The sequence below is a fragment of the Streptomyces zhihengii genome, from assembly GCF_016919245.1.
GTDB classification, from domain to species: domain Bacteria; phylum Actinomycetota; class Actinomycetes; order Streptomycetales; family Streptomycetaceae; genus Streptomyces; species Streptomyces zhihengii.
The window spans coordinates 748,231-761,522 of record NZ_JAFEJA010000001.1 but is presented as its reverse complement, the minus strand read 5'-3'; the positions used below and the strand labels follow the sequence as shown (position 1 = coordinate 761,522).

Here is a 13,292-nt window from a genome sequence, read left to right as displayed (position 1 = left end):
GCTCCGCCCGGCGCGGCTCCCGGTGGCTTTGGTACCGTTGCGCCCATGGGTTCGTACTACTTCTTTCTCTGATTCCGGCCACGGACACGGCCTGAACCGCTGACCGCCGTGCGGCAGCGGCCTGCTCCGTCGTCCCTCCGTGCCCGAATCCGGCGAACCCCCAGGGACATCCCATGCGCGACCGCGCTCAACTCAGCCTGCACTCCGTCAGCACCTCCTACGGCCTCCGCACCGTGCTCGACCGGGTCGGCTTCACCGTCCGGCCCGGCGAGAAGGCCGCCGTCGTCGGCGAGAACGGCTCCGGCAAGTCGACCCTGCTGCGCCTGATCGCGGGCGTCCAGGCACCGGACGGCGGGGAGATCACCGTCCGTTTCCCCGGTGCCACCGCCCACCTCGCCCAGACCCTCGCCGAGACCTTCGGCGTCGGCCCCGAGGACACCGTCCGGGCCACCGTCGACGCCGCGCTCGCCGAACTGCGCTCCCTCGAAGCCCGGTTGCGCGAGAGCGAGGCCCGCCTCGCCGACGCGGACCCGGCCGAACTCGCCGCCTACGGCGCCCTGCTCGACCGCTACGAGGAGCGCGGCGGCTACCGGGCCGACGCGGACGTCGACGCCGCCCTGCACGGCCTCGGACTCGGCCATGTCACCCGTGACCGCCGGGTCGGCACCCTCTCCGGCGGAGAGCAGTCCCGGCTCGCGCTCGCCTGCGTGCTCGCCTCGGGCGCCGAACTGCTGCTGCTCGACGAGCCGACGAACCACCTCGACCGGGACGCGGTCCGCTGGCTCCAGGACCGGCTGCGCGCACACCGGGGCACCGTGCTCGCCGTCACCCACGACCGGGAGTTCCTCGAAGCCGTCGCGACCACCGTGCTGGAGGTCGACCGCGACACCCGCTCCGTGCGGCGCTACGGCGACGGCTGGGAGGGCTACCGCACGGCGAAGGCGGCCGAACGGCGCCGCCGCGCGCAGGAGCACCAGGAGTGGCTCGACGAACTCGCCCGCACCGAGGAGCTGGTGACGGCCGCCGGGCAGCGGCTCGCCGTCAGCGCGCCCGACCCGGGCCAGGGCTTCGGCAAACACCGCCGCTCGCACGAGAACAAGCTCTCCGGCCAGGTGCGCGCCGCCCGCACGCGGCTGGAGCAGCTCCGCCGGGAACCGGTGGCCGCACCGCCCGAACCCCTGCGCTTCGGCGCCCTGTTCAGGGACGCCGGCGCCGCCGCGGGCACCGTGCTCGCCGAGCTGAGCGGTGTCACGGTCGGCGACCGGCTCGCCGTCCCGCGGCTGCGCGTGGGCATGGGGGACCGGCTGCTGGTGCACGGGCCCAACGGGGCCGGCAAGACCACCCTGCTGCGGGTGCTCGCCGGCGACCTCGCCCCCGACACCGGGACCGTCCACCGGGTCGCGCGCGTCGGCCGGCTGCGCCAGGAACTGGACGCCGTCCCCGCGCCCGAACCGCTGCTCACGGCCTACGCGCGCGGCCGGTCCGGGCCGCCGGAGGAGCACGCGGCGGAGCTGCTCGCCCTCGGGCTCTTCCGCGAGGAGGATCTGGAGGTCCCCGTCGCCGGCCTCTCGGTGGGGCAGCGCCGCAGGCTGGAGCTCGCCCGGCTGGTCTCGCGTCCGGCCGATCTGCTGGTCCTCGACGAGCCCACCAACCATCTGGCGCTCGACCTGCTGGAGGAACTGGAGACCGCGCTCGCCGGCTTCGCGGGCGCCGTGGTGGCCGTGTCGCACGACCCCCGCTTCCAGCGGCTCTTCCCGGGCGAACGCCTGGAGCTGCGCGCCGGCCGCGTCGTCGGCTGACCCGTCGCGCCGCCGGCCCGGGGCGGGGCGCCGCCGCCCCCGGACCGGGCCGGCGCGGGCACTCCCTCACCCGCGCAGATCGGCTTCGCCCGGACCGGCGCGGGCACGCCCTTGCCGGCGCGGTTCGCCTTCGCCAGTACCCGCCCGGCGCGGTTCGGCTTCGCCCGGGCCCGCCCGGCGCGGGCACCCCCTCACCCGCGCGGATCGGCTTCGCCCGGACCCGCCCGGCGCGGCGCGGGCACCCGTGCCGGGTCCGGCCCCGCGGCACGGTCCCCGAGGCGGCCAAGTCCACGAATCGGTCTCGATCCCGGCCGCGGCTTGGACGGCGGATGCGGTGCGGCAATCATGAGGCCATGCACCGTCCGCCGCCCCCGGTCCGCGTCCCCGAGTGGTTCGTCCCCGACGAATCGACCCTGGACGTCGCCCTCGTGTACCCCCAGCAGGGGCCCGCCGGGATCTTCGGCCCCACCTGTCTGACCTGCGCACGGCTCGCCGCCGACGAGGTCAACAAGGCGGGCGGGGTGCTCGGCAGGGAGCTGCGGCTGCTGGAGGTCGACGGCGGCGCGGACCCGCGGCGGGTGGCGGCCGAGGTCGAGGCCCTGGTGGAGACCGGCACCGTGCAGGGCGTCACCGGCTGGCACATCTCCTCCGTCCGGCGGGCCCTCGCCCCACGGGTCGCCCACCGGGTGCCGTACGTCTACACGGCCCTGTACGAGGGCGGCGAGCGCACCGAGGGCGTCTTCATGACCAGCGAGACACCGGCCGGGCAACTCCTGCCCGCCATGCGGCTGCTCGGCGACGCCCGCGGGGTGCGGCGCTGGTTCGTCGTCGGCAACGACTACGTCTGGCCGCGGCACACCGCCCGTGCCGCACGCCGCTACGCCCGCACCGCGCGCGGCCGGGTCTGCGGCGAGGCGTACCTCCCGCTGGGCACCGAGGACTTCCGCGAGGTGCTGCGCCGGATCGAGCACGCCGACGCGGACGCCGTGCTGATGCTCCTGGTCGGCAGCGACGCGGTCCGCTTCAACCGGGCCTTCGCCGCCTGTGGGCTCGACCAGCGCTGCCTGCGCCTGAGCACCCTGATGGACGAGAACATGCTGCTCGGCAGCGGCCCCGGCGCCACCGCCGACCTGTACAGCACGGCCGGTTTCTTCGCCTCGCTCGCCGACGGCAACACCCTGGACTTCCACGGGCGTTACGCCGCCCGGTTCGGCATCCAGGCCCCGACGCCCGGCAGCCTCGGCGAGTCCTGCTACGAAGGGGTGCTGCTGCTCGCGGCGCTCGTCGAACGGGCACGCACCCTGGACGTGTCCGCGATCGGGGCGGCGGCCGAGTCCGTGCGGTACGAGGGCCCGCGCGGTCTGATCGGCCTGGAGGGCCGGCACGCGCGCCAGCGGATCTATCTGGCCGAGGCCGACGGGCTAGACTTCAACGTGCTCGCCCAGCTGAGCGCTCCGCACGAGGCGGGGTGACGCCGTCCTCCTCGCGGAGGGCCGAGGCCAGGCGGTCCAGCAGCACGGCCAGCCGTCTGCCGTCCTCCGCGGCGAGCAGCGGCTCCCAGGCGCCGCGGTCGGCGCGCACCGCCTCGGCCAGCAGCCGCCGGCGCTCCAGGCCCCGCGGTGTGAGATGGGCCAGCACCCGGCGCCGGTCGGCGGGGTCGATCCTGCGGAAGACGAAATTCTGGTCGACGAGCTGATCCACCAGCTTCGTCAGCGTCGGTGCCGGCAGGAAGGCGTGGTCGGCGAGGGCCGTCATATGGTGCCCCTCGCCGTCCGCGAGCAGGTCCAGCACCCGCCACGCCTCCACGGAGCAGTCGAACTCCGCGAGCACGGACTGCACCCGGCGTGCGGCGAGCCGCTCCGCCCGGGTCAGCAGGTCGAGCAGTTCCACAGACCGCCTCGCCATCGCTCTCCTCGGTTCGCGTCCGTGCGCGTCCCCGCGTCGGGAACGGCAGGAGCCTACCGCCGACCGGCACATGCGTGACAAGAGAATTCAGGAATCACATCCTTTCCACCGGAAGCATCGAAAACGGCATCCGACGTGCCGTCATATCCGTTGGCAAGCGCCGCAATACGGCGAAGTTGCCTGCGTGAAAACTTCCGCTGGAAACTGTTCTTCAATTGCGCAGAAACATGCGGGAAACAGTTCGCGCGCAGGCTGTGGACGCACTTCAGCGACCGGCCCGGACGCCACAGCGAAACGGCCGGCACCCCGTGCGCCGACGCAGCCGCCCCTGAAGCGCCCGCTGTTCTCTCTTTCCTCCCCCTTTCCTCACGCTCCACTTCGCAACGCCCTGTACGGGCCAGGAGGTAGTGCATGTCCGAGCTCATCCTGAGCAGACGCGGCCTGTTGACGGGCGTGTCCGCCCTCGGTGCGACCGCCGCGCTCAGCGCCTGCGGCGCCAAGACCGGAGGCACGACGTCGACCGGCTCCGGCGCCACGGCGGACACGTCCGGGGACACCGTCAAGGTCGGTCTGCTGAACTCCCTCTCGGGCACCATGGCCATCAGCGAGGTCACCGTCCGCGACGCGCTGCTGCTCGCCGTGAAGGAGATCAACGCGGCGGGCGGCGTCCTCGGCAAGAAGCTCGAACCGGTCAGCCAGGACGGCGCGTCCGACTGGCCCACCTTCGCCGAGAAGGCCGAGGCCCTCATCACCGACACCCGGGTCGCCGCCACCTTCGGCTGCTGGACCTCGGCCAGCCGCAAGGCCGTCAAGCCCGTCTTCGAACGCCACAAGGCGCTGCTCTTCTACCCCGTCCAGTACGAGGGCCTGGAGCAGTCCCCGTACATCTTCTACACGGGCGCCACCACCAACCAGCAGATCGTGCCCGCCCTCGACTACCTCAAGAAGCAGGGCCACACCCGGCTGTACCTGGTCGGCAGCGACTACGTCTTCCCGCGCACCGCCAACAAGATCATCAAGGCGTACGCGGCGGCCAACGGCATGAAGGTGGTCGGCGAGGACTACGCGCCGCTCGGCTCCACCGAGTTCGGGACCATCGTCAACAAGGTCAAGGACGCCGGGGCCGACGCCGTCTTCAACACCCTCAACGGCGACAGCAACGTGGCCTTCTTCAAGGAGTACAAGTCCGGCGGCCTCACCGCGCGAAGCCTCCCGGTGCTCTCCGTCTCCATCGCCGAGGAGGAGGTCAAGAGCATCGGCACCCAGTACCTGGAGGGCCAGCTCACCGCCTGGAACTACTACCAGACCACCCCGGGCGCGGCGAACACCGGCTTCGTCACCGCCTACCAGGCCGCCTACGGCAAGGACAAGCCGACCAGCGACCCGATGGAGGCGGCCTACGTCTCGGTCCACCTGTGGAAGCGGATGGTCGAGAAGGCGGGCTCCTTCGACGTCGCCGCCGTCAAGGCCGCCGCGGACGGCATCGCCTTCGACGCCCCCGAGGGCAAGGTCACCGTGGACGGCGCCACCCAGCACGTCCACAAGACCGCCCGCATCGGCAAGGTCGGCGCCGACGGCCGCATCACCGAGGTGTGGAACTCCGGCGGCCCCGTCGCACCCGACCCCTACCTCAAGGGCTACGACTGGGCCTCCGGCCTCTCCTGAGCAGGCGCCCGCCCCGGTCCCCGGGGCGGGCCCGGCCCCGCACACGGCGCGTCCGGCCCCCGAAGGCGCCGGACCCGCCCGGTACCCGCACCCCGCCCGTTCCCCCGGAGCCGCTCCATGACGGTCGTCCTCAACCAGTCCTTCACCGGCATCAGCATCGGTGCCGTCCTCCTCCTCATCGCGCTCGGCCTCACCCTGACCTTCGGTCAGATGGGCGTGATCAACATGGCGCACGGCGAGTTCATGATGGCCGGCGCCTACACCGCCTACCTGCTCCAGCAGGCCATCGGCGACGCCGGGTTCTCCCTGCTCGTCGCCCTGCCCACCGCCTTCCTCGTCGCCGGCGCGATGGGCGCGCTGCTGGAGTGGCTGCTCATCCGCCGCCTGTACACCAGACCGCTGGACACCCTGCTCGTCACCTGGGGCGTATCGCTGATGCTCCAGCAACTGGCCCGCGACATCTTCGGCGCCCCCAACGTCCAGACCCGCGCCCCCGAGTGGCTCACCGGCAACATCGGCTTCGCGGGCACGACCCTCGCCACCAACCGGCTGTTCATCCTGGGCCTCGCCCTGCTGTGCGTCCTCGGCCTCACCGTCGTCATGCGGTCCACACCGCTCGGCCGCCGGATCCGCGCCGTGGTGCAGAACCGGGACCTCGCCAAGGTGTCCGGCATCGCCACCGGCCGGGTCGACCGGACGACCTTCTTCATCGGCTCCGGACTGGCCGGCCTCGCCGGCGTCGCCCTCACCCTCGTCGGCCCCATCGGCCCGACCATGGGCACCAACTACATCGTCGACGCCTTCCTCGTGGTGGTCGTCGGCGGCATCGCCCAGCTCAAGGGCGCGGTCATCACGGCCTTCGCCCTCGGCGTGCTCCAGTCCGTGCTGGAGTACTCGACCACGGTCAGCGTCGCGAAGGTCGTCGTGCTCGTCGCGATCGTCGCGTTCCTCCAGTGGCGACCCCAGGGCCTGTACACACTGCGCACCCGGAGCCTGGCATGACGACGACCGCCGCACCGCCCGAGACCGCCCCCGCCGCACCGCCCGGGAAGGACCGGAGCGCCCGGCTGCGGGTGCCCGCCGCCTTCCTCGCCGGCGCCGTGCTCCTGCTCGGCGTCGCACCGCTCGCCCTGTCCGACTTCCGGCTCAGCCTGCTCGCCAAGTACCTCTGCTTCGCGATCGTCGCCGTCGGCGTGAGCCTGGCCTGGGGACGCGGCGGACTCCTCGTCCTCGGCCAGGGCGTCTTCTTCGGCCTCGGCGGTTACGCCATGGCGATGCACCTCAAGCTCGCGGACGCCGCCGCGGCCGGGGAGACGCTGCCGGACTTCATGCTCCTCTACGGCAGCGGCGACACCCTGCCGTGGTGGTGGCAGCCCTTCGCCGACCCGGTCTTCGCGCTGGCCGCCACCGTGCTGCTGCCGATGGCCGTCGCCGCCCTGCTCGGCTTCCTCGTCTTCCGGCGCAGGGTCAAGGGCGCCTACTTCGCCATCCTCAGCCAGGCGCTCGCCGCCGCCCTGGCCATCTGGCTGATCGGCCAGCAGGCCACCACCGGCGGCACCAACGGCCTCACCGACATCCAGGGCTTCTTCGGCTACGACCTGCGCGACCCGGTCAACCAGCGCACCGTGTACGTCGTCATCGCCGTCGCCCTGCTGCTCACCATGGCCCTCGCGCGCATGCTGTTCGTCTCCCGCTACGGCGAACTCCTCGTCGCCGTGCGGGACTCCGAGGAGCGGGTCCGCTTCCTCGGCTACAACCCGGCCGACGTGAAGCTGGTCGCCTATGTCGTCGCTGCGGGCATGGCGGGCCTGGCCGGCGCCCTGTTCGTACCGGCCGTCGGCATCATCTCCCCGGCGCTCATCGGCATCGTGCCCTCCATCGGCTTCGTCATCGGCGCCGCGGTCGGCGGCCGGGCCAGCCTGGTGGGCGCCGTGCTCGGAGCCGTCGCCGTCGCCTGGGCGCAGAGCACCCTCTCCGAGTCCTTCCCCGCCGCCTGGACGTACGCCCAGGGCCTGCTGTTCGTGCTGGCCGTCGGCTTCCTCCCGGGCGGCCTCGCCTCCCTCGGCGCCGTGCTGCGCCGACGCCGCACGGCCACCACCGCCACTCCGGTCCCGACCACCCCGGTCCCGGCCACCGCGGTCCCGACCACCCCGGTCCCGGCCACCCCGGTCCCGGCCACTGCGAACCCGAAGGGGGAGACGGCATGAACGGCGACGGGCTCACCGTCCGCGACCTGCGTGTGACGTTCGACGGCTTCACCGCCGTCGACGGCGTCGACCTGGACATCCTCCCGGGCGACCTGCGCTTCCTCATCGGCCCCAACGGCGCGGGCAAGACCACCGTCGTCGACGCCGTCACCGGCCTGGTGAAGGCCACCGGCTCGGTCCGCTTCGGCGGCGAGGAGATGCTCGGCCGGCCCGTCCACCGCATCGCCAGGAACGGCATCGGCCGCACCTTCCAGACGGCCACCGTCTTCGAGGAACTGACCGTCCTGCAGAACCTCGACATCGCCGCCGGGGCCGGCCGCTCCGCGCTGACGATGCTGCGCCGCCGCAGGGACGTCCCGGAGCCGGTGGTGCGGGCACTGGAGACCACCGGCCTCACCGGGCTGCGCGACCGCCCGGCGGGCGTGCTCGCGCACGGTCAGAAGCAGTGGCTGGAGATCGGCATGCTGCTCGTCCAGGACGTGCGCCTGCTGCTGCTCGACGAACCGGTCGCCGGGATGAGCCACGACGAACGCGAGGCCACCGGCGAACTCCTGCGCAGGATCGGCGAGGACCGCACCGTCGTCGTCATCGAGCACGACATGGACTTCATGCGCTCCTTCGCCCGCAGCGTCACCGTGCTGCACGCCGGCAAGGTCCTCAAGCAGGGCACCGTCGCCGAGGTCCAGGCCGACGCCAGGGTCCAGGAGGTCTACCTCGGGCGCGCCACCGAACCGGAGCCGGCCGGCGGTCCGGAGCCGGCCGCCGTCCCCGCAACCGTCGCCGAGGAGGCATGAGACCCGTGCTGGAGATCAAGGACGTCCGGGCCGGCTACGACCGCACCACCGTGCTCCACGGGGTGGACGTCACCGTCCCCGAGGACGGCGTCGCCGCCGTGCTCGGCCACAACGGCGCCGGCAAGAGCACCCTGCTGCGCGCCGCCATGGGCCTGATCCGGCCGACGGGCGGCACGGTGCTCCTCGACGGCGAGGACATCACCCGGCTCGCCCCGCACGAGCGGGTCGCCCGCGGCATGGCGTACGTCCCCCAGGGGCAGCAGTCCTTCCCGCACCTCACCACCGCCGAGAACCTGCTCCTCGTCGCGGACGGCCGCCCCGGCGGGAAGGAGGCCGTGGCCGAGGCCATGGACCTCTTCCCCGTGCTGCGCGAACTCGCCCGGCGCCGGGCCGGGCTGCTCTCCGGGGGCCAGCGGCAGCAGCTCGCCCTGGCCCGTGCCCTGGTCCTCCGGCCGCGGCTGCTGCTGCTCGACGAGCCGACGGAGGGCATCCAGCCGTCCGTCGTCGCCGAGATCGAGGAGACGGTCATCGCCCTGTCGCACCGCCGGGGCCTGTCCGTCCTCCTCGTCGAGCAGCACGTGGGCTTCGCGATGCGCGCGGCCCAGCGCTACCACGTGCTGGAGGCGGGCCGGGTGACGTCCTGCGGGGAGGGCGGGACCGCGGCCGAGCACACCGTGCGGGAGGCTCTCAGCGTGTGACGGCACGACCCCCGGGGCCGTCGCCCGCCGTCGCCCCGGGGAGCCGTCACCCGGCGAAGACCCGGGCGAGGTGTGCCGTGAGGGACTCCTCCGCCGGGAGCGGGAGCCGGGCGCCCAGGTAGCCGTCGGGCCGCACCAGGAAGGCGGTCGGCTCCCGCACCCCGTACAGCCGGGCGAACTCGCCCCCGGCGTCCCGGTACGCGGGCGGGCCCGCCCCCGTGGGCGGGGCGCCGTCGCCCGCGAGGACGGCCAGGGTCGCGACGAGCCCGCCGGAAGCCTCCCGCGCGCGGTCCGCCAGCCGTTCGAGCCCGCCGTCCGGGGCATCGGGGGCATCCGGTGCGTCGGGGCGGTAGACGAGCAGCACATGACCCCGGCCCCGCAGCACGTCGAACAGCCGCAGCGGATACGCGGCGATCCGACCCCGCAGGCCGCCGCAGTCGGGCGCCCGGTCCCCGGCACCCGGGCCCGCCCCGTCACGGGGGACCTCGCCGTCGACGACCGGGCTGCCCCGGTAGCCGACCAGGAGCTGCGCCTCGCGCAGCATCACCGTCGCCGGATCCGCCGGGTCGGCCTGGACACCCTCGGCCGCGTGCCGCACCGTCCGGCCCACGACCTCCTCGCCCACCGGCCGCCGTTCGGCGTCGTAGCTGCCCAGCAGCCCCGGACGGGCGCGGCCGGCCACGGCGAGGGCGAGCTTCCACGCCAGGTTCCAGGCGTCCTGGATGCCGGTGTTCATGCCCTGGGCGCCCGTGGGCGGATGGATGTGGGCGGCGTCGCCCGCGACGAAGACCCGGCCGCGGCCGTACCGGTCCACCAGCCGGTGGCTGATGCGGAACACCGACGACCAGCGCAGGGCCGACGCGGTCGCGGGGCGCGGCGACAGCCGGTCCAGCACCGCCTGGACATGGGCGAGCGAAGGGGCGCGGCCGTTCTGGAGACCGTGCGCGACGCCGTCGCCCGGGGCACCGCCCCCGCCCGGGGCCGCGAGCTCCGGCGGTACCGTCGCCGACACGCGGTAGCGGCCCGCGCCGGGCAGCGGGATGCACACCAGCGTGTCGTCGGCGGTGCCGTCGGCGCCCCGGCGCAGGGAGCGCACGCCGTAGCCGGGCGGCAGGTCCCAGTCGACCTCCACGTCCCCCAGCATGTACGCGTCGGGGAACGCGCCGCCCTCGAACGTCAGCCCCAGCCCCTTGCGCACCACGCTGTGGGCCCCGTCGCAGCCCACCAGGTAGCGGCAGCGGACCTCCTCCGCGCCGCCGCCGTCCACCCCGGTGCGCGCCAGACGCGCGGTCACCCCGTCCTCGTCCTGCTCGAACGAGACCAGCTCGGTGTCGCGTTCGACGCGCGTCCCGAAGCCGTCGAGGTGCTCCTCCAGGATGCGTTCGGTCTCGTACTGGGGCAGCGCGGCGAAGCCGTAGGGCACCTCGGGCGGCAGCACCAGGTCGAACCGCTGCCGCTCGGCGCCGTCGACGTACAGGAGCTGGCCGAGCATGGGCACGGCCGCCTCCAGCATCTGCCGGGCGAGCCCCGCGCGGTCCCACAGCTCCAGGGTGCGCGGCTGGATGCCCACCGCCTTCGCGTACGGCAGCCGGGCGGGCAGCCGGTCGACGACGCGGACCGAGACGCCGCGTCTGCGCAGCTCACCGGCGGCCGTGAGCCCCACCGGGCCGGCGCCGGCCACGAGGACGTCGACGGTGTACTGGTTGTGGATGTGCATCGGCGCGCCTCCCGGGACCGGCCCCCGTCCCATGGTCTGCCGCCCGCCGGACCGCTGCACCTCCACCGCCCGGCGGCGGCCGGGGCCGGTCCGCCCGGGCGCGGCCGAGCCGCACGCACCCGCCCCCGCGCCCGCGCCGTCCGGCCGGGGACGGCGGGACGCTCAGCCGGGCAGGCGCTCCAGCAGCCCCGCGAAGTCCGTGCCCGGCGGCAGGGTGCCGAAGGCCAGACCCCGGTCACCCGCCAGCCGCGATGCGCAGAAGGCGTCCGCGACGGCGGCCGGGGCGTGACGCACCAGCAGCGAGCCCTGGAGCACCAGCGCCGCGCGCTCGATGACGCGCCGGGCCCGCAGCGGGGCGTCCTCGGTGAGGACCAGCTCGTCCTTGAGGGCGGCCCAGGCGGTGTCGAGCCGGCGGTCGCCGCCCGCGGCGGCGCCGATCTCGGCGTGGAACGCCTCCAGCGAGGCGGGCTCCCGCGCGAGGGCGCGCAGCAGGTCCAGGGCGTTGACGTTGCCGGACCCCTCCCAGATGCCGTTGAGGGGCGCGTCCCGGTAGAGACGCGGCATCCCCGACGCCTCGTCGTAGCCGTTGCCGCCGAGGCACTCCAGCGCCTCGGCCACGGCCGCGGGCTGCCGCTTGCACACCCAGTACTTGCCCACGGCCGTCGCCAGCCGCAGGAACGCGCGCTCCCCGTCGTCGCCCCGCCGGGCCCGGTCGACGGCGCCCGCCAGGCGCAGGGCCAGCGTCGTCGCCGCCTCGGACTCCAGGCCCAGGTCGGCGAGGACGTTGCGCATCAGCGGCTGGTCGATCAGCCCGGCGCCGAACACCCTGCGGTGGCGCGCGTGGTGGGCCGCCTCGGCGAGCGCCGCCCGGGTGCCGGACGCCGACCCGAGGACGCAGTCGAGCCGGGTCATGGTGACCATGTCGATGATCGTGCGCACCCCCTTGCCCTCGGCGCCCACGAGCCAGGCCACGGTGTCGTCGAACTCGGGCTCGCTGCTGGCGTTCGAGCGGTTGCCGAGCTTGTCCTTGAGGCGCTGGATGCGGAAGGTGTTGCGGCTGCCGTCGGGCAGCACCCGCGGCACCAGGAAGCAGGACAGCCCGCCGGGCGCCTGCGCGAGCACCAGGAACAGGTCGTTCATCGGGGCGCTGGTGAACCACTTGTGCCCGCGCAGCCGCCAGGTCCCGTCGGCCTGCTCCGTCGCGGTGGTGGTGTTGGCGCGGACGTCGGTGCCGCCCTGCTTCTCCGTCATCCCCATGCCGGCGAGCAGTCCGCGCTTCGCCGCGGGGGCGCGCAGCCCGGGGTCGTAGACGCGGCCGGTGAGCAGCGGCTCGTAGACCTCGGCGAGGCCGGGGGAGTGGCGCAGGGCGGGCACCACGGCGTACGTCATGGACACCGGGCAGCCGTGACCGGACTCGGCGCTGCTCCACACCATGAAGCCGGCGGCCCGGGCGACATGGGCGCCCGGCCGCTCGTCGGCCCAGGCGGCGCCGGCGAGCCCGGCGCCCACGGCCACGTCCATCAGCGCGTGGTACGAGGGATGGAAGTCGACCTCGTCGATCCGGTGGCCGTACCGGTCGTGGGTGCGCAGCACCGGCTCGTAGCGGTTGGCCTCCTCGGCCCAGCGCCGGACCTCCTCGCTCCCCGCCCGGCGGCCGAGGAGATGGAGCTCGTCCAGGTACCAGGCGGCGCCCTCCCGGCGGACCCCTTCGAGGAGCACCGGGTCGTCGGCCACGTCGTGGCCGGTGAGCGGCGGGGGCTGGTTGGTGACCTCGTGCGTCACGGCGGTCGGGCTGCTGGACGGTGCGGACATGTGTCCCTCCGGGGTGGGGTGGCGGGCGGGTGGGTGGCGCCGGTCAGGTCAGGGGCGCCGCGGACGGGGCGCCCGAGCAGCGGAGCGCCATCGCGACGAGTTCGGCGAGCAGGCCATCGGTGCCGGTGCCGGTGCCGGTGCCGGTGCGCGGGCCGGTGCCGTCCGGCGCGGCCAGCGGGTCGACGAGCACCTCGCCGACCGCCCCGGTGAGCGCGGCGGCGGTCACCTCCCCGTCCTGCGGCGGCAGCAGGCCCTCGCGCATGCCTTCGGCGATCACCTCGGCGAACAGGGCGCGGTAGCGGCGGCGGTACTCCAGGCGCTCGGCGCCGACCGCCGGTTCCGCCGGTGCGGCGAGCAGCGCGTAGGCGAGTCCCCGGTTCTCCAGTGCCCGGCGGGCGAAGACCCCGACCCCGGCGGCGAGGCGGTCGACGGGCGAGCCGGAGCCGCGCAGCACCTCGCCGAGGACCTCCACCTCCCGCCCCGCGGCCCGCCGGAAGACCTCGACGCCGAGGGCCGCCTTCGACGGGAAGTGCTGGTACACCGAACCGGCCGCGATGCCCGCGGCGTCGGCGACGGCGGTCACGGACGCCTGCGCCCACCCCACCTCGGCCACGACCTCGGTGGCGCGGGCCACCAGATGCTCGCGGGCGGCTTCGAGGCGGCGCAGTTCGGCGGGGGTCTTGCGGTAGGCCATG

11 protein-coding genes are annotated in these 13,292 nt (G+C 74.5%); 7 read left to right on the top strand and 4 right to left on the bottom strand.

Annotated features, from left to right (window positions below; translation table 11 throughout):
* The first annotated feature begins 173 nt into the window (after positions 1–173).
* Both abc-f and JE024_RS03240 read left to right on the top strand, forming a co-directional pair.
* Positions 174–1,799, top strand: coding sequence for a ribosomal protection-like ABC-F family protein (abc-f, locus tag JE024_RS03245; RefSeq protein ID WP_205372109.1), 1,626 nt, complete (start codon positions 174–176; stop codon positions 1,797–1,799).
* A gap of 353 nt (positions 1,800–2,152) precedes the next feature.
* Positions 2,153–3,271, top strand: a complete 1,119-nt coding sequence (locus tag JE024_RS03240) for a substrate-binding domain-containing protein (protein WP_205372108.1) — start codon at positions 2,153–2,155, stop codon at positions 3,269–3,271.
* On the opposite strand, the gene JE024_RS03235 is transcribed toward JE024_RS03240, so the two are convergent.
* Entirely contained in the window at positions 3,228–3,704 is a 477-nt protein-coding gene (locus JE024_RS03235) for a MarR family winged helix-turn-helix transcriptional regulator (protein ID WP_205372107.1), read from the bottom strand. The two genes, JE024_RS03240 and JE024_RS03235, sit on opposite strands and share 44 nt — an antisense overlap.
* Positions 3,705–4,115: 411 nt before the next feature.
* Between JE024_RS03235 and urtA the strand changes: the two genes are divergently transcribed.
* The 5 genes from urtA (at position 4,116) to urtE (ending at position 9,068) form a co-directional block, all read left to right on the top strand.
* Positions 4,116–5,369, top strand: a complete 1,254-nt coding sequence (gene urtA, locus JE024_RS03230; protein WP_205372106.1) for an urea ABC transporter substrate-binding protein — start codon at positions 4,116–4,118, stop codon at positions 5,367–5,369.
* 117 nt (positions 5,370–5,486) lie between these two features.
* Positions 5,487–6,371: an urea ABC transporter permease subunit UrtB gene (gene urtB / locus JE024_RS03225; protein WP_205372105.1), complete on the top strand. Its 885-nt coding sequence runs from the start codon at positions 5,487–5,489 to the stop codon at positions 6,369–6,371.
* The gene (gene urtC / locus JE024_RS03220; RefSeq protein ID WP_244882566.1) at positions 6,368–7,576 is read left to right on the top strand and encodes an urea ABC transporter permease subunit UrtC; all 1,209 of its coding nucleotides are present in this window, start codon (positions 6,368–6,370) and stop codon (positions 7,574–7,576) included. Before urtB ends, urtC begins: the two co-directional genes overlap by 4 nt.
* Positions 7,573–8,370 carry an urea ABC transporter ATP-binding protein UrtD gene (gene urtD, locus JE024_RS03215; RefSeq protein ID WP_205372104.1) on the top strand — a complete coding sequence of 266 codons (798 nt, stop codon included), beginning with the start codon at positions 7,573–7,575 and terminating at the stop codon, positions 8,368–8,370. The genes urtC and urtD overlap by 4 nt, the downstream gene beginning before the upstream one ends.
* The gene (gene urtE, locus JE024_RS03210; RefSeq protein ID WP_205372103.1) at positions 8,367–9,068 is read left to right on the top strand and encodes an urea ABC transporter ATP-binding subunit UrtE; all 702 of its coding nucleotides are present in this window, start codon (positions 8,367–8,369) and stop codon (positions 9,066–9,068) included. The genes urtD and urtE overlap by 4 nt, the downstream gene beginning before the upstream one ends.
* A 46-nt stretch (positions 9,069–9,114) precedes the next feature.
* On the opposite strand, the gene JE024_RS03205 is transcribed toward urtE, so the two are convergent.
* The 3 genes from JE024_RS03205 to JE024_RS03195 all read right to left on the bottom strand — a co-directional run bounded on the left by JE024_RS03205 (position 9,115) and on the right by JE024_RS03195 (position 13,291).
* Positions 9,115–10,785: an FAD-dependent monooxygenase gene (locus tag JE024_RS03205; protein WP_205372102.1), complete on the bottom strand. Its 1,671-nt coding sequence runs from the start codon at positions 10,783–10,785 to the stop codon at positions 9,115–9,117.
* Between the two features lie 162 nt (positions 10,786–10,947).
* Positions 10,948–12,597, bottom strand: a complete 1,650-nt coding sequence (locus tag JE024_RS03200) for an acyl-CoA dehydrogenase family protein (RefSeq protein WP_205372101.1) — start codon at positions 12,595–12,597, stop codon at positions 10,948–10,950.
* Positions 12,598–12,640: 43 nt separating this feature from the next.
* The gene (locus JE024_RS03195; RefSeq protein WP_205372100.1) at positions 12,641–13,291 is read right to left on the bottom strand and encodes a TetR/AcrR family transcriptional regulator; all 651 of its coding nucleotides are present in this window, start codon (positions 13,289–13,291) and stop codon (positions 12,641–12,643) included.
* Between the last annotated feature and the right edge of the window lies 1 nt (position 13,292).